This window comes from Spiroplasma endosymbiont of Zeiraphera isertana (assembly GCF_964030805.1).
Classification (GTDB): domain Bacteria; phylum Bacillota_I; class Bacilli_A; order Mycoplasmatales; family VBWQ01; genus Spiroplasma_E.
In genome coordinates, this window is the sequence record NZ_OZ034965.1 from 1,142,320 (window position 1) to 1,164,394 (window position 22,075).

Sequence of the window (22,075 nt, forward strand, 5' to 3'; positions counted from 1 at the left end):
AATATGAGTAACAAAAATAATGATATTAAAATTGAAATAATACAATTAAGAAACCAAATTAAACAATGAAATTATGAATATCATGTTTTAGATGCACCTACTGTTAGTGATGAACTTTATGATAGCGCCTATCATAGATTAGTAAAATTAGAAGAACAATATCCCCAATTTAATAGTAATGATTCTCCAACTAAAACTTTTGGTAATAAACCAATTAATTCTTTAACAAAAATTTTTCACCAACAACCAATGCTAAGTTTGGGTAATGCCTTTAATTATGAAGATTTACTAAAATTTGATCAACAAATTAAAAAAACATTATCAGAAAATAACATTGAATATGTTTGTGAACTAAAAATTGATGGTCTATCAATTTCCATAACTTATGAAAAAGGAGAATTAAAAACTGCTGCTACCAGAGGTGATGGAATTGCTGGTGAAGACATTACCAATAATATTTTGACAATTAAAACAATACCAAAAATAATACCAATTAATTCTAAATTAGAAGTAAGAGGAGAAATATATTTAAGTAAAGAAGAATTTAATCGCATTAATGAAAAACAACAACAACAAAACTTACCACTCTTTGCTAATCCTCGCAATGCTGCAGCTGGTACTATTCGTCAACTTGATATTAATATTGTTAATTCAAGAAAATTAGATGGTTTTCTTTACTATTATATTAATGCTACTAATGATAATATTAAAACCCATGAACAAGCATTATTTACCTTACAAAAATATGGTTTCAAAATTAATGAACAATGACAGTTATTTAAAAATATTGAAGAAGTATGAATTTATATTCAGAAATATGAAAAGTTAAGAAATACATTACCATATGAAATTGATGGTATTGTCATTAAAATTAATGATCTAACCAGTTATGATATGTTAGGAAGAACTAATAAGGCACCAAAATGAGCAATAGCTTATAAATTTCCTGCTGTTACTAGTGTTACTAAACTTTTAGATATATTTCCAACTGTTGGTAGAACAGGAAAAATAACCTATAATGCTAGATTACAACCAGTGATAATTGCTGGTACTACCGTTACTTTTGCCACACTTCATAATGGTGATTATATTATTAATCGTGATTTACGTATTAATGATTTAGTAAGTGTTAAAAAAGCTGGTGATATTATTCCAGAAGTAATTGCCCCAATTATTAGTAATCGTCAAATAAACAATATTATTTTTAAAAAAGCTATCCATTGTCCGGTTTGTAAAACAAAATTAGAACAAGTTCCGCCAGAAGTTGATCAATTTTGCATTAATAGTGACTGTCCATCACGAATTCTTAAATCATTAATGCACTTCTGTTCAAGAAATGCTATGGATATTATTGGTTTAAATGAAAAAATATTATTACGTTTTTTAGATTTAAAATGAATTAAAACTATTAGTGATATTTACAATTTAGTTAATTTACGAAAAGAAATACTATCATTACCACGTTTTGGTGAAAAATCTTTCACTAATCTTGCTAATTCAATTATTCTATCAAAACAAAATTCCTTAGAAAGACTTTTATTCGGTTTGGGAATTCGCCATGTTGGTCAAAAAACAGCAATTATTATTGCAAAAAAATATTTAACTTTAAATAACTTAATGGAAGCAACCTTTGATGATCTAGCTAATACTAATGAAATTGGTCCAACAATCGCTACTAGTGTTATTGATTATTTCCTTAATCCTACTAATCAACAACTAATTACTAACTTGCAAAACTTTAAACTTAACTTTAATTATTTACAAAAAAACCAATCACAAGTATTGAATGGTAAAACTTTTGTCTTAACAGGAACTTTAACTAAAAGTCGTAACGAATTCATTCAATTATTAAATAACTATGGTGCTAAAATTACCAATACTATTAGTAATAATACTTCTTATTTAATTGTTGGAGAAAATCCAGGAAATAAATTAGCACAAGCACGCAAACTTAATGTTAAAATTATTAATGAAGAGCAATTACAAAATTTATTGAAAGAGGTAGCAAAAAATGGATAAAATTGAAAAGAAAATGACAACAAAAATGCTACATGAATTTGCTAACGAACTTATGTTCAATTTAAGCGAAGAACAATGTGAAAATCTTTTACTAGAATTTAAAGCTATTGAAAAACAAATGGAAATTGTGACAAATATTAATACAAATGATATTGAACCTTTAAATTACCCATTTCCTATTATTAATAATTTATTACGTTCCGATAATGTCGGAACTCATTTAACATCTAAAACTGTTTTAAATATTGCTCCAGAAGTTGAAAATAATTACATTAGTATTAATCAGGTGATTAATCATGAAAATTAATTACCACCAACTTTCAATTCGTCAACTTCATGAATTATTAAAAACAAAAATACTTACTCCAGATCAATTAACTAAATTAGTATACAAACGAGTAGAACAATTCAAAAAATTAAATGCTGTTGTTACTTCACTGGAACAAAATGCCATTAAACAAACAAAATCAATTACTGAACAAGAAATTAATGATAATTTATTAGCAGCAATTCCATTTGTAATGAAAGATAATATTGCTACTATTAATTTCTTAACAACAGGTTCATCAAAAATTCTTGCTAATTTTATTCCTAATTATGACAGTACTGTTAATATGTTATTAACAAATAATAAAGCCATTAATATAGCTAAAACTGCTCTTGATGAACTAGGAATGGGTGGAGATGGTTTATATGCAGCTACCGGTCATGTCTTAAACCCTTGGAATTTAAAACATATCACTGGTGGTAGTTCTAGTGGCAGCGCAGCTTTAGTCGCTGCTGGAATTGTACCATTTGCTTTAGGAACAGATACTGGTGATTCAATACGTAAACCTGCCGCTTATTGTGGTATTGTTGGTTTTAAACCAACATATGGTTTAATTTCAAGAAATGGTGTTTTTCCTTATGCTCCAAGTTTAGACACAGTTGGTATATTTACTAATCATGTCGAAGATATTGCCATTGTCTTGGATAGTATTGCTTTATTTGATGAACAAGACTTTACTAGTGTTCAAAGTAAAGAAAAAGATTATACTCAAAACTTAAATCAAAATATAGAAGGTAAAAATATTGCTATTTTAAATTATAATGATTATCAGTGAAATGATATAGTTAAATCTAGCTTTGATGAAGCAATAAAGCATTTAACTGATGGTGGTGCAAAAGTTCAACAAATTGAATTTAATAAAGAATTATTACAATCTTTATTACCAGTCTATATGATTATTTCTTTTGCTGAAGCAACTAGTTGCCACGCAAATCTAACTGGTATTAATTTTGGTGTTCGTAAAAATGGTAAAAATTATCAAGAAGTTATGACAAATTCACGAACATTTGGTTTCGGTGATATGGTAAAACGCAGACACATTATTGGTGCATATGCTTTATCTGAAAATCATCAAGAAGAATTATTTAACAAAGCTAAAAAAGTAAGAAGATTAATTGTTGAACATTTAAATACTATCTTTAAAAAATATGATGCTTTCATTATTATGCCAAATATTAATCCAGCTCCAAAAATTAAAGATGTATTAGAACAAAAAAAAGTTATTAAAAGTGAACATGATTATTTAGAAGACTTACTACTACTTTCTAATTTAAATGGTGGACCAAGCATTAATATTCCGTTAACTACTGTTAATGGTTTACCGATTGGTTTTAATATTAATGGTGCACCTTTAAATGATCAAGTTATATTGAATATTGCTTCATTTTTAAGTAAAAAAATTAATTTTAATAATAAACTACTAGGTGATGATAATGAATAATAAATATGATGTTGTAATGGGTATTGAAATCCACTGTGAATTAAAAACTAAAACTAAATGTTTTTCCAACGCCGCCAATACTTTTGGTCAAAAACCAAATACTCAAATTAATGCCATTGATTGCGGATATCCAGGAACATTACCAACAGTTAATCAAGCTGTTATTATAATGGCAATTCAAACATGTACTACTTTAAAAATGAATATTGATCCACTCTTACGTTTTGATCGAAAAAGTTATTTTTATCCCGATTTACCTAAAGGTTATCAAATCACACAATTTTTTCATCCAATTGGCACAAATGGTGAATTACCAATAGTTGTAAATAATGAAGAATTTATTGTTAGTTTTGAACGCTTACATATTGAAGAAGATACAGCAAAACAAATTCATAATAATAAAAAAACATTATTAGACTATAATCGAGCGGGAATTCCCTTATTGGAAATTGTTACTAAACCAATTTTTAACACAAGTAAACAAGTAGTAGCATATATTAATACTCTACGTCAATTATTAATTAATTTACAAGTTAGTGATGCTAAAATGAATGAAGGCTCATTACGATGTGATATTAATATATCGTTAAAACCACATGGTAGTGATATTTTAGGTACCAAAGTTGAAATTAAAAACTTAAATTCTACACATAATATTACTTTAGCAATAAATGATGAAATTAATCGTCAAACTAATATTTTAAATAAAAAACAAAAAATTAATCTTGAAACTAGAAGATTTGATGAAAAAACTAATAAAACCGTTAGCATGCGTAGCAAAGAAAATAAAATTGATTATAAATATTTTCCTGAACCAAATATTTTTCCAATTCAACTAGACGAAAAATTAATCAAAATGATTGCTAAAAATCTGCCTGAATTGCCTAAAGAAATAATGGAAAGATTAAAAAAACAATACAATCTACCAACAAAAGATATTAATTTATTAATTGACAAAATAGAAATATTAACTATTTTTGAACAAACAGTTGCCATTAATAATTTAGCATTACCTACCTTTAATTATTTAGTAGGTCCTGTGCAAGCTTATTGTAATACTAATAACACTACTATTAAAAACAGCAAACTTACTGCTAATAATCTATCACAATTAGTTAGTCTAGTTTATGAGCAAAAAATTAATGATAAACAAAGTAAACAGTTATTAAATGCAATTATGATTAATAGTGAAAAAAGCCCTACCGATCTTATTAGAACATTAGGTATTACTTTAGTAAGTGATAGTAATGATTTAGAAAAAATATTAATCACAATTTTAAAAGTAAATGAAAACATGATTACTATTTATAAAGTCAATCCAGAAAAAGCAATGAAATTTTTTATGGGTCAATTAATGAAACTAACTAAAGGACAAGCAAACCCACAAGTTTCTAAAGAAATATTAAAAAAATTGATTGAAAACTATAATTAGTTTCAATCAATTTTTAATTAAGAATTTTTATATTATACTTTGAATATTTTTATTATCAATTTTATATACTAATATTTTATTTAAAATCTACATTTTCAATTAAATTTCCTTTAATTAATAAATCATCATTTGTCTTATTAACAATTAATAAATATTTTAATAAAATATTTATTTTTATTCTTTAGACTTGGTGCAAAACCTTTAATTTTAACAATTTAAAGATTATTATTAATATTAAAGGTGATAGTTATTATGTTGAAAAAATATAAAGATGATCAAGAATTTTATAGTTTAGTCGGCATAAAGCCACAAACATTTTATAAAATGCTTGAAATTTTAAAAATTGCTGAGTCTAAACAAAAATATTATGGTGGTAGAAAAAATAAAATTGTAATTGAAGAGCGTTTATTAATGACTTTATAATATTGAAAAGACTATAGTAGTTATAGAGTTATTGCAAAAAGATATAATATTAGTCATACTAGTTGCATTCGTAATATTTTTTGAATTGAAAATATTTTAATAAAAAGCGGAATTTTTAATTTACCTGGAAAAAAAGATTTAACAAAAAATAAAGGTACTAATAATAATTTGTTAGCTATTGATGCTACTGAAACTCCAATTGAAAGAATTAAAAAAAACTAAAATTACTTTTTTCAGGTAAAAAGAAACATCATTCTCTCAAATCCCAAATAATTATTGATATTTCCAATGGAAAAATTATTTCAACTGCTTTTTGTTTTGGAAGCATTCATGATTTTAAATTGCTTCTAAAATCTAAAACTTTTATTCATCCAGAAAAACAAGTTTTTGTTGATTCAGGTTATCAAGGTATACAAAATATTCCTGAGTTGTAAATATAAATGGGACAGTTTTTTAAAATAATTGTATTAAATCTATTGGTCTTTTATAAGAGAGCGATTTTCTGGGTGTAGAATTAATTTGAAATGCTATAAAATTTAAATCTTTTTGTTTATATGAAGATAGATCTGTAGATTTTGGTAAATATCTTCTTAAAATACCATTATTATTTTCATTTAAACCCCTTTGGCAAGGTTTACCAGGATCTGCAAAATAAATTTTGACATTACAAATTTTTTCGATTAATCTTCATTTACTAAATTCTTTACCACGATCAAAAGTAATGGTTTTAACTGTTCCTTTTTGTAACTTTGAAATAAATTTTATTATACTTTTCGTAATATTTTCTGATTTATGATTTTTAGTTACTAAAGGAATTGTGGTTTTTGATCATATATCAGCCAAAGTAATAATAGAACTTTTATGATCTTTGCCAATGATAGTATTACCTTCTAAATGACCAAATTCTTTTATATTTTTAATATTAGGAATGATTAAATTTCTTTCATGAATAGACTTACAATTATTAATTTTGACCCTAGTTTCTTTTTGTTTGTGAGATTTATTTTTGCCTTTTCTCAATAAGTTATTTTCATCAAAACCCATTCGATTTTTTTTAAACATTTTATATAAAGTTTTTGTTGAAATACTTTTTATTTTATTTTCCTTTAAAAAGTTAGCAATTATATCAAGAGCATACTTTTTAGTAATTAACAAATGATTAATACTATTAATTTCTGTTAAAGTTAAAATTATTAATTTTCTGCCTGCATTTTGTTTATTTTTTTGAAATTGATTCAATATTTCTAATGGCAATAAGTTTTTATTTAATAATCTACAAACTCTATGTACAGTTGATTTACTATAATCAACAATTTTTGCTATTTTACGAATCGAAAATCCATAATTTTTATATTCTTTTATTGCTATTATTGATTCAATACTCAGATACTTATACATTGCGCTAATTCCTTTCTTTTCTTAATTATAGAACTAACACAATTTAATTTTTATATAAGTGTCCTTTTTAATTTTACAATTAAAGTAATATTAAAAATATACAAGAATTTGGTCATTTAGAAGGTGATACTATCATTGGCAAAGATCATAAAAGTTCTATTATTACTTTGGCTGATATATGATCAAAAACCACAATTCCTTTAGTAATTAAAAATCATAAATCAGAAAATATTACGAAAAGTATAATAAAATTTATTTCAAAGTTACAAAAAGGAACAGTTAAAACCATTACTTTTGATCGTGGTAAAGAATTTAGTAAATGAAGATTAATCGAAAAAATTTGTAATGTCAAAATTTATTTTGCAGATCCTGGTAAACCTTGCCAAAGGGGTTTAAATGAAAATAATAATGGTATTTTAAGAAGATATTTACCAAAATCTACAGATCTATCTTCATATAAACAAAAAGATTTAAATTTTATAGCATTTCAAATTAATTCTACACCCAGAAAATCGCTCTCTTATAAAAGACCAATAGATTTAATACAATTATTTTAAAAAACTGTCCCATTTATATTTACAACTCAGGTTAGTGTTTTTTTTCTTTCTTAACTTCCTTTTTCTTTAATTTTTTATTTTTTTTCTTTTTCTTATTTCTTCTGAATCAATTTCAAAATGAACGCTTTTTCTTTACCGTTTTAATAATAGTAGGCTCAAATATTTTATTAGTATCACTAATTGAAAAATCATTACAAACAGAATTAATATTTTCATTAGAACTAATAAATAATAGTTCATCATTTAACATTAATATTTCATTTCTACTAGGAATAATAACTTTACCATGACGTTTAATCGCAACTAAGTTAATTTTATAATTGCTAGGAATTTTTAAAGTTTCTAGTTTTTTATTTGTAAACTTAGTATTTTTAACAATTACATTAGCTATTGAGTACTTTTCATCAACTGTAGTTAAATCTACTCCTAATTTTCAAATAGCACGATATGCAGCTTTCTTACCAGCTTCTGTTTCAGATAAAATAATATTAGTAATACCAATTGCTTCTAAAATTAGTTGGTGAGTACTATCAACAGCTTTAGCAATAAGATTAAGTGATGATAATGTATTGTGTTCACGATGAATTGCTAAAACATGAACAGCAGTAACAATTGAAGCTGCTAAATCAGAACCAATAGCAATAATAATATTTTGCACTTTGTGAATTCCGGCATCATCTAATGCATCACGATTAGTTGAATCTAAAATTAAAGTTTCAGAAGCTATTGATGAAACTAATTGACAACGGTCTTCTCTTTTATCAATAGCTAATGTAACTTTACCTAATTCTTCTAAAGTTTTAACAACTGAAATTCCGAATTTACCTAAACCAATGACACAAAAATCATTTTCTGATGAAGACATCTATATCCTTCTTCCTTAAATAATATTTACTTAAATATGTTATATTATACTAAATTATAAACTAATTCTTAAAATATTGGTATTTTAAATTTAAAACTAATATTTAATATAAATGACTATAGTATAGTATAATAATAAAAGAAAATGTTATTTTAGGAGTTTTTTGATGCTATCTAAGGTTAATTATCGTAGTGTAAAAAATATTTTTAAAATTATTTTTGTTGGTAAAACTCGTCCCCGACAAATGTTTAATTTATATTTTTTAACTTTATTAGTTGGAACAATACTTTTAATGACACCAATTGCCACAACAAAAGAACAATGAAACTTTTTGCCTGCCCTTTTTACTGCTAGTAGTGCGTTTTCTGATACTGGTTTAACAGTAAAAAGCACTGCTAATGACTTTACTTTCTTTGGGCAATTTATTATTTTAATTTTAATTAAATTTGGTGGTATTGGTTTAATTACAGTTAAACTAGCAATATTATCCTTATTTGTATTTAATCGACATACTAGTTTAAGAGAAAGATTACTAATGCAAGGTGAACGTGGCTCTAATAAATTAGGAACGACTATTGATGTATTAAAAATCGGGATTATTGTTATGACAATTACTGAATTTTTGGGAGCAATTGTTTTATTTTTATATTTTTATTTTGTGCCTATCTCAGGAATAGAATATGGTCTAAACAATAATACAGGTTACTATAATCACATACTATTAGCATTATGATCGGGAATTTTCCACTCGATTTCTGCTGTTAATAATGCGGGTTTTGATATAGTTGGTATAACTTCATTAGAACCTTTTCAGAGTGATTATTTTATGCAGTGAATTTTTATTATTGAATTTGTAATTGGTGGTATTGGTTTTCCTGTTTATTATGATTTATATCATTGAATTAAAAATAAAACTCATGGTAAAAAATTTAGATTTAGTTTATTTACTAAACTAACATTAATAACATATTTTTTAGTTGCGATATTGGGTGTTATTAGTGTTATGTTTATTGAATATTTTTCACGTAATGTCATAACTCCATCAAGGCAAGAGCCCATTTTTAAAAATTTATCGACATCTGATGCAATTATGGCTGTTTTTTTTAATACAATGTCAACAAGAAATGCTGGATACTATACAGTTGACTTAAATAAATTTCATCTTGCCTCACAAATGATCCAATCATTAATGATGTGAATTGGTTCTTCACCAGCAAGTACTGCCGGAGGAATTAGAACGACAACTTTAGCAATCATTCTTTTAACAATTTTTAATATTGCCCGTGGCCGTAATGATGTTTTTGTATTCAAGCGTAAAATTCCTAATCAAACTGTTCGTATGTCATTTATAGTCTGCACACTTGGTTTTATTTTAGTTTTTGTATCAGTAATGATTATCACAATTGAAAATGTTTTTATAATAGATAATTCTGATATGACCTTTGCACAAGTAATTTTTGATGTTTCAAGTGCTTTTGGAACAACAGGACTTTCATTATTTGATAATTCGAAATTAGGTATTTTTAGTCAACTTAGTTTAATTTTTGTCATGTTTGTGGGACAATTAGGAGTATCAACCACTGTTCTTGCTTGAAGTGATCGTAAATCAAAACCAACGATAAGTAGAGTTGAAGAAAACGTATTAATTGGATAAATTAAGAAACGGTGAACACATATGATAAAAATTTTAGATGGTAAAATAATTGCCCAGCAAATTAAAGCAAAAATTAAAGCACAAGTAACAATTATTACTAATCGTAAACCTAAACTAGCAGTAATAATTATTGGTGAAGATTTAGCATCACAAATGTACGTACGAACTAAAATTAAAGCATGTCAAGAATGTGGTATTGATGGACAATTATTTTCACTAACAACAGTAGTAACACAAAAAGAAATAATTAATAAAATCGAACAATTAAATAGTGATAATAATATTGATGGAATTTTAGTACAATTACCACTACCAAAACATTTAGATACATTAGCAATTATTAATAGCATTACTATTAATAAAGATGTTGATGGTTTAACAAATATTAATGCCGGAAGATTATTACAAGGTGATAAAAAAGCAATGTTGCCTTGTACAGTAAAAGGTATTTTAAAATTACTAAATCACTATCAAATTCCCATTTCTAAACAAAATATTACTATCATTAACGATAGTAATATTGTTGGTAAACCATTGGCTTTATCATTAACTAATATGGGAGCAACTGTTAGCATTGTTCATAAATTAACTAAAGACTTAACTCTTTATACTAAAGAAGCTGATATCATTTGTAGTGCTACTGGTGTCTATAATATTATTAATAGTAGTCAAGTTAAACGTGATGTTGTTATTATTGATGTAGCAATTAATTATCAAGGTAAAGAAAAAAAAGTTGTTGGTGATATTAATTTTGAAACAATGAAAAATACCGCTTCAGCAATTACTCCTGTGCCTGGTGGTGTTGGACCAATGACTATTGCCATGTTATTAGAAAATTTAATGATTTGCTATCAATTAAATAATAAATATAATTAAATTGGAAAATTAAATGTTAAAGAAAAATTGGATTAAAAAAAGATTAAATAATATTGAAAAAAATAAGGAAATTATCCCCGCATGTACTAGTGTGGAGGAAAAAATGAATTGAAATGAATTCAACAGCATATTTCAAACTGAAAACGATTGTTTGAAATATATAGCGAAGTTGAAAATAATGAAATGCATCAGGTGTGCTTCTTCTAGTTTGAATGCTTCTGATTTGAGAAGAATACGATGTTTGAACTGTAACCAAACATTTAGTATTCTTTATGGAACCATTTTTTATAAGTCACAGACCCAAATGACATCTTGGTTTTATCTCATCTTTAGATGAATAAACACAAAGCATGGCATACCAGCAACCGATGTTGCAAGGGAATTGGGTGTGACCTATAAAACAGCTTGAAGAATGTGTCATGAAATCAGGACTAGAATTGGAAATCAAGATGCAGTTTTCATTGTTGATGGCACAGCACAGATGGATGAAATGTATCTTTCACATTTAGGTTTTAAAAAACAAGGAAGATCCTTGTTGAATAAAACTTTGATTGTTGGAGTTTATGAGAAAACCAGCAACAAACTAATTGTGAAGGTGCTGAAAAATGCAGATGAAAAAAACCTTTTAAGATTTGCATTGAAACACATTTTTACTGAGTGCTGTCTATTTACGGATTCTTGGAAGGGATATGTAAGTTTCAAAAACTTCTATCCCAAACATGAAATCGTAAATCATGAAGTTGGGTATGTGTCACCAACAGGTGTAAACACAAACCAGATTGAATCAGCATGAAAGCACATCCGACGAACTTTCCGAACACACATAAGAGTTTCAAAGCACAATATTAATTTATATGCAAAAGAATCAGCATATAAATTCAATAACATACCTAGTTTTGAAACTGTAATTTTGTGTTTGATTTAAATACATGCGGGGATAATTTCCTAGGTAGGCTTTTATCTCCATTTATGTGATAAAATTTAAAAATAGTACATAAAGGGATAAAAGCCAAAAATAATTTAGAATTATTAAAATTTAAGTTTTTAAAAGAAACTATTTCAACAAATAGTGTTTATTTTGATAGTCCTTTACATTTTTTAAAACCAGAAAATTATTCAGATTATCAAATACATAATGAAAATAATACTATTATTTTTAAAATAGAAGTTAATACACAAAAATTATATGATGATTGAATAAAAGGAATGAATAATTTTGCTTGAGATTATATTTTAAGTAAAAAATATATAAATATTAACACTGAATATAACTTAAAAACTAATGAGTTTATTAATAAAATTAATCAAAACTTATTTCTTTTAAAAAATAATTTAATATCAAAAAATAATATTTACATTGTAAAAGTTTTAACCTCAAAAATAGAAAAAAATAATTTCAATATTTCTTCCTTTGAAAAAGATTGAGAAGAATTTAACGATGTTGGATATTGATGAACATATAAAGACACTTTAAATAAAGAAGTTTCTTTAAATAGACTTGGTGCAAAACTAAGGTAATTCAAAATTATATATTCCTGCTATTAAATTAAATCTTAATGCAAATCTTCGTATTTTATTGCGATATTTTAAACTTAAAATTTTAAAACGTTTTAGTTTAGCAAATACGTGTTCAATTTTAATTCTAATTTTACTTAAAGTTTTATTGTATTCTTTTTGAATTGGTGTTAATTGATTGTATTTACTTTTTTTAAATGGCAAAAATGTATTTTTATGAATATTTTGTATACCTTGATAACCTGAATCAACAAAAACTTGTTTTTCTGGATGAATAAAAGTTTTAGATTTTAGAAGCAATTTAAAATCATGAATGCTTCCAAAACAAAAAGCAGTTGAAATAATTTTTCCATTGGAAACATCAATAATTATTTGGGATTTGAGAGAATGATGTTTCTTTTTACCTGAAAAAAGTAATTTTAGTTTTTTTTAATTCTTTCAATTGGAGTTTCAGTATCATCAATAGCTAAAAAATTATTATTAGTACCTTTATTTTTTGTTAAATCTTTTTTTCCAGGTAAATTAAAAATTCCGCTTTTTATTAAAATATTTTCAATTCAAAAAATATTACGAATGCAACTAGTATGACTAATATTATATCTTTTTGCAATAACTCTATAACTACTATAGTCTTTTCAATATTCTAAAGTCATTAATAAACGCTCTTCAATTACAATTTTATTTTTTCTACCACCATAATATTTTGTTTAGACTCAGCAATTTTTAAAATTTCAAGCATTTTATAAAATGTTTGTGGCTTTATGCCGACTAAACTATAAAATTCTTGATCATCTTTATATTTTTTCAACATAATAACTATCACCTTTAATATGAATAATAATCGTTAAATTGTTAAAATTAAAGGTTTTGCACCAAGTCTAATCAAATAATTCTAATTTTAATTGGATTAATGATGTAAAATTTTTATCATTAATAAATTCTGTTTTGAAAGTTTTAAAAGTTGCTTCAGCAACAGCATTGTCATAAGGACAACCTTTTTTGCTTAAAGAGCGAGTAATATTGAATGCTAGTAAAAGTTTATCAATAATTTTATTATTAAATTCATTACCTCGATCGCTATGAAATATTTGAATATCTTTTAAACAGCGATTTGATTGCATAAATGCTTCATATACTAATGATGCATCTTTTTTAGTGCCTACACTATGTCCAATAATTTCGCGGTTAAATAGGTCTATTAATAAACAAATATAGTTTCACTTACCATTTACTTGAACATAAGTTAAATCACTAACAATAACTTCATTTTTAATACTATTCTTAAAGTTTCTATTAACAAGATTAGTTATTTGACTATCATTGACTTTATTATGATGATTTTTGTGTCTTAATTTAGTGTATTTTGATATTAAATTATGTTTATTTATAATTTCTTTAATTTTTCGTCTTGATAAATAAATTTCTTGGTTTTCTAATATGACTTTTAATCTTCTTGTGCCATAAATTTCTTTTAATTTTCAAAAAAACTCTTGATGAAATAAAAAAAATCATCAACCTGGCCTAAAATTTGATTTTATTTAATTTTGGGATTTATTTTTTTTACAAACCGAAATATAATGCTTCAGATTTTGCATAAGGTGATATTTTATAATGTTGGTATTTAAATTTTCATAAATTGAGGTAATTTTGAATATTGGTAAATCCAATGCCATGATAATGAGTAATAAATTCTTTTAAACTTGATTGTATTTTACTGATATTACTTAAATTTTTATAATTTAATTCTTTATTTTCTTTTGATTTAAATTTCTTGAGAGTACATTTTGTTTGTTTAGCTACTGTATCATATAGTATTTGCATATCACAAACTATAATTGATTTTTCTTCGATAAGCTTAGATGTTAAATTTTCTTGTACTCATTTTTTTGTTAATCTTTTAGTATTTGTTGTTTGAGCATAAATATTTTTATTTTCATCAATTGCCATTTCAATACAACAGTTTAAATCTTTAGCATTTTCTTCAATTCGTTTTTTTCTTGGATCATCTGGATTTTTGAAATTTCCTTTATGAATTTCTTTGATAAAAGTTTCATCAATTTCAATTCTACCTTTTAATTTTGTGAATGGTTTTTGTGTTTTTGCTAATTGTGATGATTTCATAAATTTTTGACGATTAAATCGTGCTGATGTTTTTGCAATTTTAGCAAATTGAGAAATAGTATAAGCAGATTGACCTAACAATGACAATCAAATTATTCAATCTCATTGTTCATGAGATAAATGACTTCAATGTAAAAAATGATTTCTTAAAGCATCAAAGCTACTTTTACAATCTTTGCATAAATATTTTTGCTTATTATTCTTAAAACCATTTTTTACACATCAATAAGATTTACAATTTGGACATTGAATTCCTTTTTCTTTAAATTTTTTATCAATTGCATCTAATTTTTCTTTTTTCTCAATTTGTTTAATTCTATTTTTAAAATGTCTAATAATTTTTATAAATTCTGCATCTTTTTTGTTTTTTAAAACATCAATTAATTCATTATTAGTCACAAAAAATCACCCCTGATATAAAAATATTACTTTTAATTTTAAATTAAAAGTAATATGGAATGGCAACACTTTTTAGGACTATTTTTTGGTAGACATTTGTTTTTGATAATAATCTCTATTTTCTGCCTATTATTAGTGCTGCTTGCAAATCAAATTGTGCATTATTAGTAGTTTTTGCTCTAGCATTTAAAGTAACATATTCATCACTTTCTAAAGTTCCAGATAAAGTATTTATTTCATTGGTATTTTTTTTATCTTTATCTCAAAAATATACTAATATATTTTTTATTGTTGATACATCATTATTAGTTCCTAATAATTCAAATTGAAATAATAGTGGGACATTTAATTTTTTTGAAAGAATTGGCCCGGCAATTGCAAAAGTATCACCAAAATTAGTATTCCCCGACGCAATAACACCACGACAAAAATTACGATTTTGCTTATTATTTAAAAATTTAATTACCTGTTTAGGAACCGCCCCTTCTTTAATATCACCACCCCCACTATATGTTGGTGTTATTAACACATAATATTTATCAACTAAAATTTCCTCTTGTAGATCATGAGGAATTCTTGAATTTAAAACCTCTAATTTTTGAATAAAACGATGAGTATTATTTGACAAAGAAGAAAAATAAACAACATGAATTTTTCCTTCTGGCTTTAATATTTTTTGGTTTGAAACTTTTACAACATCATTATGCATTTTTTTCTTTTAATTTTCACAAAAAATCTTGATATTACTTTTAATTTAAAATTAAAAGTAATATTTTTATATCAGGGGTGATTTTTTGTGACTAATAATGAATTAATTGATGTTTTAAAAAACAAAAAAGATGAAGAATTTATAAAAATTATTAGACATTTTAAAAATAGAATTAAACAAATTGAGAAAAAAGAAAAATTAGATGCAATTGATAAAAAATTTAAAGAAAAAGGAATTCAATGTCCAAATTGTAAATCTTATTGATGTGTAAAAAATGGTTTTAAGAATAATAAGCAAAAATATTTATGCAAAGATTGTAAAAGTAGCTTTGATGCTTTAAGAAATCATTTTTTACATTGAAGTCATTTATCTAATGAACAATGAGATTGAATAATTTGATTGTCATTGTTAGGTCAATCTGCTTATACTATTTCTCAATTTGCTAAAATTTCAAAAACATCAGCATGATTTAATCGTCAAAAATTTATGAAATCATCACAATTAGCAAAAAAACAAAAACCATTCACAAAATTAAAAGGTAGAATTGAAATTGATGAAACTTTTATCAAAGAAATTCATAAAGGAAATTTCAAAAATCCAGATGATCCAAGAAAAAAATGAATTGAAGAAAATGCTAAAGATTTAAACTGTTGTATTGAAATGGCAATTGATGAAAATAAAAATATTTATGCTCAAACAACAAATACTAAAAGATTAACAAAAAAATGAGTACAAGAAAATTTAACATCTAAGCTTATCGAAGAAAAATCAATTATAGTTTGTGATATGCAAATACTATATGATACAGTAGCTAAACAAACAAAATGTACTCTCAAGAAATTTAAATCAAAAGAAAATAAAGAATTAAATTATAAAAATTTAAGTAATATCAGTAAAATACAATCAAGTTTAAAAGAATTTATTACTCATTATCATGGCATTGGATTTACCAATATTCAAAATTACCTCAATTTATGAAAATTTAAATACCAACATTATAAAATATCACCTTATGCAAAATCTGAAGCATTATATTTCAGTTTGTAAAAAAAATAAATCCCAAAATTAAATAAAATCAAATTTTAGGCCAGGTTGATGATTTTTTTTATTTCATCAAGAGTTTTTTTGAAAATTAAAATTTTTTTCTCCTTTAAAATTAAAATTCTCAATCTTCATCTTGCGTTTCTACAGTAATGCCCATTACATAAGATGAACCATTACCTGAAAAGAAATCGTGATTTTCATCAGCTCGAGCTGATAATTGATTAAAAATTTCTGGCTTAATTCTTGTTTGTTCTTCACTAAAAGGTGAATCATATCCTAAATTTTGTAAAAACTTACCAGCATTATATAAACTAAACTTAATAGCATCTTCAGCTAAATTAAATTCTTTATATAATTCTGTTAAATATTGCTTTTCTAAATCAATTAATTTAAACAATAAATCAAATACAAATTTTTTCATTTCTTCTTGTTTTTCTTTTGGTAACTTTTCAACTTTTCTTTGATATTTATAGCCACTATAATAATTATGAATAACTTTATCACGTAAAATTAATCTAATAATATCTGAAGTATTAGGTAATTTACTACGAGTAGATAAATAAAATGGTAAATAAAAACCACCATATAATAAAAAACCCGGCATTAAAGCGGCAGCTACTTTGGATTTTAAAGGATCATCACTTGTATAATAAGGAATTAGTGCACGTGCTCTGGCTTGTAAACTGTCATTATTAATCACTCATTCATGAGCAGATTCAATCTGCTCACTAGAACATAAAGTTGAAAAAATTGTTCCGTATGATCGAGCATGAACTGCTACCATAAAAGCAAAATTTGTGTAAATAACTTGTTCATGATCAGTTAAAGAATTAGGTATTTGTGCGATATCACCAACTGTTGCCTGAATTGTATCTAATAAAGTTAAACCTGTAAATGTTCTTGTTATTAACTCTTGTCATTTTGGATTTAATGTTTTTCAAGAAGTTAAGTCATTAGAAACAGGAATTTTTTCTGGTAACCAAAAATTTTGAGTAATACGGTTTCAAACCTCTAAATCTTTTTCATCATGGATTACATTTCAATTTACAGACCGCATTTTTCCATTAAAATTTTTCATAATATATTCTAATGGTGACTGTGATTGTTGAAAATATTTGTTATCTTTTGCCATTTATTATTACCCCTCTACTTAATTACACAACTAAAAACATCCCCTATATTATATAAAGGATGTTGTCATTATTAAAAATTACTTTATTAAAATTACAAATATTAAAAAATAAAAGTAATTATTAAAAATAATCATTAATTCACACCCAGGAATATAATATCACTTAAAAAATTAGACCGGTCTATTGGCTTAGTTTCATTTTACTTGTTACCCTTCTCAAAGTTTTATCTTCAATGGTTTTGTAACGTTCATCAACATCACAGTTGCTGGGGCAGCAAAGAATTCTCATCTTTTTCCCGAACATCTAAAGTTCCTTGTTATTTAGTTGTATAAATATTCTACTACAAGAAAAACAATTTTGGTAATTTATAAATACATTACTATGTATTTTTTTAACCTCAACTATTTTAAAATTATTCTTAATTTTTTTATTATGAAAATTTTCATTTTAATATACAAAAATAATTTAATATATTCTTTACTGTTGTTTTTTAAAGTAAAAAAAACATTAATCTTTATACTTTATTTGTTAATAACTTTTTTTCAACTTTTTGTAATTGTTTAATAAAATCATTAATAGTACCGTTATTTTTAACAATAAAATCAATATCTTTATTTAAAATTAAATATTTTTTTTGTTGATTTAATAATGAAATAACTTGTAAATCATTAACATTATCACGTTCTTTTATTCGTTGGATTTTTTTATCTTCTTCAGCCTCAATTAAAATAATTTTATCAACTAATAAATTTAAATTTGCATTAAATAATACTGCACAATCAATAACAATTAATTTTTGGTGTATTTTATTACGAATAATATCTTCTTCGACAATTTTTATCATTTTTGGTCAAATAATATTTTCTAATTTACGTAAAATATGAGGGTGCTGAAATGCTTCATACCGTAATTTTATTTTATTAATTGTTTTATCATTATTAATAAAAGTATCACCGAATTCATTAATTAATGCTTTTTTTGTTTCTTTTAGTGTATAAATATGTTTAACAACTTTATCAACAAAAATAACATACGCACCTTTATTTTGAAAAAAATTTGTAGCAGTTGTCTTACCTACTCCCGCTTCACCAATAATACCAATAATCATGAGTTCACCCTTACTTATGTTCAATTTGATAACTTGCAAGAATACCAATCATTGCTGCATTATCAGTACAGTATTCTAATTTTGGAACAATTATTTTTAAATTTGGATATTTAATTTTTAAATCTAATACTGCTAATCTTAATTGCTGATTGGCACTAACTCCTCCTGCTAAAACTAAAGTTTTTGGATTATGTTTTTTTAATGCTAATTCAATTTTATTAATCAATACTTGAATAACTGTTGTTTGAAAAGAAGCTGCAAAATTATTAAATTGTAACTTACCTTTTTCTTTATTTATCAAATTAGCACATGCTGATTTTAAACCACTAAAACTAAAATCTAAACTATTATCATTTTTAGGTAATGGTAATTTATAAGTTGGCTTTCCCAATTTAGCACTTCGTTCAATTTCAGGACCACCCGGATATTTTAAATCTAACATTCTTGCAACTTTATCATAACATTCACCAACAGCATCATCTAATGTTTGACCAAGTATAGTGAAATTTAAATGTTCATTTGTCAACATCAACTGTGTATGACCACCACTAACTAATAAACCAAGTACTGGAAATTCTCATTCATTATTAATTAAAGAAGCATACAAATGTCCATACAAATGATTACATGGAAGCAATGGCTTTTCTAAATAAGCAGCAATAGTTTCTGCTATAATTTTACCTACGTGTAAACAACTAGCCAGACCAGGAGTATTAGTATAAGCAACAAAATCAATATCCATAATTGAAATGTTAGATTTTTCAATTGCTGTTTGTAAGACAGTAGCAATATTTTCACTATGAGCTCGTGCTGCTAATTCCGGAACAACACCACCATATTGTTGATGAAGCTTAATTTGTGAAGCAATAATATTACTTAAAACCTTTTTATCTTTAATAACAGCAACACTAGTTTCATCACAACTAGTTTCTATCGCTAAGATTATCATCAATATCCTCTTCTTTATAATAAGCAACTGCTGATTCTAAAGCTAAAATCATCATTTTTTTAAAACTAGTTTCGCGTAATGCTGCTGAAATTGATTCACCGGTAATAAAAGAATCAGAAATTGTTAATAAACAAGCCGCATTTTTTTCTAAATGTTTTGCATTAGCAAATAAGGCAAAAGATTCCATTGCTACTGCTAAGCATTTACTAATTAAAGGATTAGTTTTATAATCATTATCATTAATACGATAAAATACATCACTTGAATGAATTAAACCCGATCTTAAATTTATTTTTTCACTTACTATATACGAAGAATTTTCATTTTTTTGCTGATCAAATTCATTATCATTTTTTTGTGCCACTTTATTAATAATTTTGCTAATATTACAAACAGATTCAATTTGATTTTCATCAATATTAGCAGCATATTTAGCGAAAGTAGATTCACTATATACTTTAGTAGTATTAATAATATCATAAACTTTAACATCTTTTTGATATGAACCAGCGCTACCAACACGAATAATACAGTCAACATCATAAAATTTAAATAACTCATATGAATATATACCAATTGAAGGCATACCCATACCACTAGCAGCAATAGTAATATTATATCCTTTATATTTTCCAGTAAACATTAACATATTACGAACATTATTTACTTGTTTTCAATCTTGTAAAAAATTAGAAGCAATGAATTGAGCACGTAATGGATCACCTGGCATAATTACTACTTTTGCAATTTGATCACGAGCAGCTTTAATATGAGCTGTTGGAATTTTTTCTTTATTTTCCATATATTCTCCTTTTTTTAAATAATAATAGTTATTATAATATATTGTTAATTTAGTAACAACATTAATATTTTTAATGACTAGTTTTTTATTTTAAAAATTAAATTTAATTTTATAACTTTTCATACTAATTAAAGAAAATAAAAAATATTCTAAAAAAAGTTTAATCAACACCTTTTTTAGTTTTTTAGTATAATTTATTAAAACTAAATAATGTTTAGTTTATAAAAAACTCATTTACTTTAAAATAAAGTAAATGAGTTTTTATTTTAAAAAGGTGGGAAACATAAATGTTTAAAAATTTAACTAAAGGAAATAAAAAAGAAATAGAAGAATGCCAAAGAAAAATGAAAAGTTCTTCTGAAAATCGGAAATATTTACAACAAAAAATATATTTTGAATAGACTTGGTGCAAAACCTTTAATTTTAACAATTTAACGATTATTATTAATATTAAAGGTGATAGTTATTATGTTGAAAAAATATAAAGATGATCAAGAATTTTATTTTAATTTTCACAAAAAATCTTGATATTACTTTTAATTTTAAATTAAAAGTAATATTTTTATATCAGGGGTGATTTTTTGTGACTAATAATGAATTAATTGATGTTTTAAAAAACAAAAAAGATGAAGAATTTATAAAAATTATTAGACATTTTAAAAATAGAATTAAACAAATTGAGAAAAAAGAAAAATTAGATGCAATTGATAAAAAATTTAAAGAAAAAGGAATTCAATGTCCAAATTGTAAATCTTATTGATGTGTAAAAAATGGTTTTAAGAATAATAAGCAAAAATATTTATGCAAAGATTGTAAAAGTAGCTTTGATGCTTTAAGAAATATTTTTTTACATTATACTTGGTGCAAAACTAAGGTAATTCAAAATTATATATTCCTGTTATTAAATTAAATCTTAATGCAAATCTTCGTATTTTATTGCGATATTTTAAACTTAAAATTTTAAAACGTTTTAGTTTAGCAAATACGTGTTCAATTTTAATTCTAATTTTACTTAAAGTTTTATTGTATTCTTTTTGAATTGGTGTTAATTGATTGTATTTACTTTTTTTAAATGGCAAAAATGTATTTTTATGAATATTTTGTATACCTTGATAACCCGAATCAACAAAAACTGCTTTTTCTGGATGAATAAAAGTTTTAGATTTTAGAAGCAATTTAAAATCATGAATGCTTCCAAAACAAAAAGCAGTTGAAATAATTTTTCCATTGGAAATATCAATAATTATTTGGGATTTGAGAGAATGATGTTTCTTTTTACCTGAAAAAAGTAATTTTAGTTTT

General features: G+C 24.7%; 24 protein-coding genes, 2 pseudogenes and 1 riboswitch. Of the genes and pseudogenes, 12 read left to right on the forward strand and 14 right to left on the reverse strand.

The genetic code is table 4. The annotated features are described in order from the left end of the window. Positions 1 to 3: 3 nt before the first annotated feature. From ligA to AAHM78_RS08005, 6 genes are all read left to right on the forward strand, one after another. Positions 4 to 2,019 (forward strand): NAD-dependent DNA ligase LigA, encoded by a 2,016-nt coding sequence (ligA, locus tag AAHM78_RS07980; RefSeq protein WP_342254911.1) that lies wholly within the window; start codon positions 4 to 6, stop codon positions 2,017 to 2,019. Further along, entirely contained in the window at positions 2,012 to 2,326 is a 315-nt protein-coding gene (gene gatC / locus AAHM78_RS07985) for an Asp-tRNA(Asn)/Glu-tRNA(Gln) amidotransferase subunit GatC (RefSeq protein WP_338959780.1), read from the forward strand. The genes ligA and gatC overlap by 8 nt, the downstream gene beginning before the upstream one ends. Further along, the gene (locus AAHM78_RS07990) at positions 2,316 to 3,788 is read left to right on the forward strand and encodes an amidase family protein (protein ID WP_342254912.1); all 1,473 of its coding nucleotides are present in this window, start codon (positions 2,316 to 2,318) and stop codon (positions 3,786 to 3,788) included. The genes gatC and AAHM78_RS07990 overlap by 11 nt, the downstream gene beginning before the upstream one ends. Further along, positions 3,781 to 5,220, forward strand: coding sequence for an Asp-tRNA(Asn)/Glu-tRNA(Gln) amidotransferase subunit GatB (gene gatB, locus AAHM78_RS07995; RefSeq protein ID WP_342254913.1), 1,440 nt, complete (start codon positions 3,781 to 3,783; stop codon positions 5,218 to 5,220). Before AAHM78_RS07990 ends, gatB begins: the two co-directional genes overlap by 8 nt. Before the next feature lie 252 nt (positions 5,221 to 5,472). Beyond that, positions 5,473 to 5,643 carry a hypothetical protein gene (locus tag AAHM78_RS08000; RefSeq protein ID WP_342254914.1) on the forward strand — a complete coding sequence of 57 codons (171 nt, stop codon included), beginning with the start codon at positions 5,473 to 5,475 and terminating at the stop codon, positions 5,641 to 5,643. Between the two features lie 281 nt (positions 5,644 to 5,924). Then, a complete protein-coding gene (locus AAHM78_RS08005) occupies positions 5,925 to 6,077 on the forward strand; it encodes a hypothetical protein (RefSeq protein WP_342255071.1) in 153 nt (50 codons plus the stop codon). Between the two features lie 19 nt (positions 6,078 to 6,096). Here the strand turns inward: AAHM78_RS08005 and AAHM78_RS08010 are convergent, their stop codons facing one another. Continuing rightward, positions 6,097 to 7,041 (reverse strand): IS30 family transposase, encoded by a 945-nt coding sequence (locus tag AAHM78_RS08010; protein WP_342254915.1) that lies wholly within the window; start codon positions 7,039 to 7,041, stop codon positions 6,097 to 6,099. Between the two features lie 86 nt (positions 7,042 to 7,127). Here AAHM78_RS08010 and AAHM78_RS08015 point away from each other — a divergent pair. Then, positions 7,128 to 7,598: pseudogene (locus AAHM78_RS08015) on the forward strand (IS30 family transposase); the annotation flags it as partial. A 31-nt stretch (positions 7,599 to 7,629) separates the two neighbouring features. Here the strand turns inward: AAHM78_RS08015 and AAHM78_RS08020 are convergent. After that, the gene (locus AAHM78_RS08020; protein WP_342217644.1) at positions 7,630 to 8,463 is read right to left on the reverse strand and encodes a TrkA family potassium uptake protein; all 834 of its coding nucleotides are present in this window, start codon (positions 8,461 to 8,463) and stop codon (positions 7,630 to 7,632) included. 166 nt (positions 8,464 to 8,629) lie between these two features. Between AAHM78_RS08020 and AAHM78_RS08025 the strand changes: the two genes are divergently transcribed. From AAHM78_RS08025 to AAHM78_RS08035, 3 genes are all read left to right on the forward strand, one after another. Continuing rightward, the gene (locus AAHM78_RS08025) at positions 8,630 to 10,117 is read left to right on the forward strand and encodes a TrkH family potassium uptake protein (RefSeq protein WP_342254916.1); all 1,488 of its coding nucleotides are present in this window, start codon (positions 8,630 to 8,632) and stop codon (positions 10,115 to 10,117) included. A gap of 21 nt (positions 10,118 to 10,138) precedes the next feature. Next, positions 10,139 to 10,993, forward strand: coding sequence for a bifunctional 5,10-methylenetetrahydrofolate dehydrogenase/5,10-methenyltetrahydrofolate cyclohydrolase (locus AAHM78_RS08030; protein WP_342254917.1), 855 nt, complete (start codon positions 10,139 to 10,141; stop codon positions 10,991 to 10,993). Positions 10,994 to 11,201: 208 nt separating this feature from the next. Then, positions 11,202 to 11,918, forward strand: coding sequence for an IS1595 family transposase (locus AAHM78_RS08035; protein WP_342254918.1), 717 nt, complete (start codon positions 11,202 to 11,204; stop codon positions 11,916 to 11,918). Positions 11,919 to 12,345: 427 nt separating this feature from the next. On the opposite strand, the gene AAHM78_RS08040 is transcribed toward AAHM78_RS08035, so the two are convergent. The 7 genes and pseudogenes from AAHM78_RS08040 to nrdI all read right to left on the reverse strand — a co-directional run. Further along, positions 12,346 to 12,516, reverse strand: a complete 171-nt coding sequence (locus AAHM78_RS08040) for a hypothetical protein (protein ID WP_342254919.1) — start codon at positions 12,514 to 12,516, stop codon at positions 12,346 to 12,348. Continuing rightward, complete coding sequence (locus tag AAHM78_RS08045) at positions 12,503 to 12,877, reverse strand: transposase family protein (RefSeq protein ID WP_342255099.1); 375 nt, start codon at positions 12,875 to 12,877, stop codon at positions 12,503 to 12,505. Before AAHM78_RS08045 ends, AAHM78_RS08040 begins: the two co-directional genes overlap by 14 nt. A 50-nt stretch (positions 12,878 to 12,927) precedes the next feature. Beyond that, positions 12,928 to 13,161: a transposase family protein gene (locus AAHM78_RS08050; protein ID WP_342254920.1), complete on the reverse strand. Its 234-nt coding sequence runs from the start codon at positions 13,159 to 13,161 to the stop codon at positions 12,928 to 12,930. A gap of 17 nt (positions 13,162 to 13,178) precedes the next feature. Beyond that, positions 13,179 to 13,319 (reverse strand): hypothetical protein, encoded by a 141-nt coding sequence (locus tag AAHM78_RS08055; protein ID WP_342252823.1) that lies wholly within the window; start codon positions 13,317 to 13,319, stop codon positions 13,179 to 13,181. Positions 13,320 to 13,386: 67 nt separating this feature from the next. Next, on the reverse strand, positions 13,387 to 14,046 hold the full coding sequence (locus AAHM78_RS08060; protein WP_342255100.1) for an IS3 family transposase: 660 nt from the start codon (positions 14,044 to 14,046) through the stop codon (positions 13,387 to 13,389). A 22-nt stretch (positions 14,047 to 14,068) separates the two neighbouring features. Next, complete coding sequence (locus AAHM78_RS08065; protein ID WP_342254921.1) at positions 14,069 to 15,028, reverse strand: IS1/IS1595 family N-terminal zinc-binding domain-containing protein; 960 nt, start codon at positions 15,026 to 15,028, stop codon at positions 14,069 to 14,071. 256 nt (positions 15,029 to 15,284) lie between these two features. After that, positions 15,285 to 15,737: pseudogene (nrdI, locus tag AAHM78_RS08070) on the reverse strand (class Ib ribonucleoside-diphosphate reductase assembly flavoprotein NrdI); the annotation flags it as partial. 87 nt (positions 15,738 to 15,824) lie between these two features. Here nrdI and AAHM78_RS08075 point away from each other — a divergent pair. Further along, on the forward strand, positions 15,825 to 16,784 hold the full coding sequence (locus AAHM78_RS08075; RefSeq protein WP_342254923.1) for an IS1595 family transposase: 960 nt from the start codon (positions 15,825 to 15,827) through the stop codon (positions 16,782 to 16,784). Positions 16,785 to 16,893: 109 nt separating this feature from the next. On the opposite strand, the gene nrdF is transcribed toward AAHM78_RS08075, so the two are convergent. The 4 genes from nrdF to AAHM78_RS08095 all read right to left on the reverse strand — a co-directional run bounded on the left by nrdF (position 16,894) and on the right by AAHM78_RS08095 (position 20,773). Next, positions 16,894 to 17,913 (reverse strand): class 1b ribonucleoside-diphosphate reductase subunit beta, encoded by a 1,020-nt coding sequence (nrdF, locus tag AAHM78_RS08080; RefSeq protein ID WP_342254924.1) that lies wholly within the window; start codon positions 17,911 to 17,913, stop codon positions 16,894 to 16,896. A 157-nt stretch (positions 17,914 to 18,070) separates the two neighbouring features. Further along, positions 18,071 to 18,236, reverse strand: a riboswitch (cobalamin riboswitch). Between the two features lie 192 nt (positions 18,237 to 18,428). Then, positions 18,429 to 19,022 (reverse strand): dephospho-CoA kinase, encoded by a 594-nt coding sequence (gene coaE / locus AAHM78_RS08085; RefSeq protein WP_342254925.1) that lies wholly within the window; start codon positions 19,020 to 19,022, stop codon positions 18,429 to 18,431. A gap of 10 nt (positions 19,023 to 19,032) precedes the next feature. Then, complete coding sequence (gene tsaD / locus AAHM78_RS08090) at positions 19,033 to 19,971, reverse strand: tRNA (adenosine(37)-N6)-threonylcarbamoyltransferase complex transferase subunit TsaD (RefSeq protein WP_342254926.1); 939 nt, start codon at positions 19,969 to 19,971, stop codon at positions 19,033 to 19,035. Next, positions 19,946 to 20,773, reverse strand: a complete 828-nt coding sequence (locus AAHM78_RS08095; RefSeq protein ID WP_342254927.1) for a purine-nucleoside phosphorylase — start codon at positions 20,771 to 20,773, stop codon at positions 19,946 to 19,948. Before AAHM78_RS08095 ends, tsaD begins: the two co-directional genes overlap by 26 nt. A gap of 583 nt (positions 20,774 to 21,356) precedes the next feature. Here AAHM78_RS08095 and AAHM78_RS08100 point away from each other — a divergent pair. Continuing rightward, positions 21,357 to 21,683 carry an IS1/IS1595 family N-terminal zinc-binding domain-containing protein gene (locus AAHM78_RS08100; RefSeq protein ID WP_342254928.1) on the forward strand — a complete coding sequence of 109 codons (327 nt, stop codon included), beginning with the start codon at positions 21,357 to 21,359 and terminating at the stop codon, positions 21,681 to 21,683. On the opposite strand, the gene AAHM78_RS08105 is transcribed toward AAHM78_RS08100, so the two are convergent. Continuing rightward, positions 21,643 to 22,017, reverse strand: a complete 375-nt coding sequence (locus tag AAHM78_RS08105) for a transposase family protein (protein ID WP_342255101.1) — start codon at positions 22,015 to 22,017, stop codon at positions 21,643 to 21,645. The two genes, AAHM78_RS08100 and AAHM78_RS08105, sit on opposite strands and share 41 nt — an antisense overlap. Positions 22,018 to 22,075: the final 58 nt, after the last annotated feature.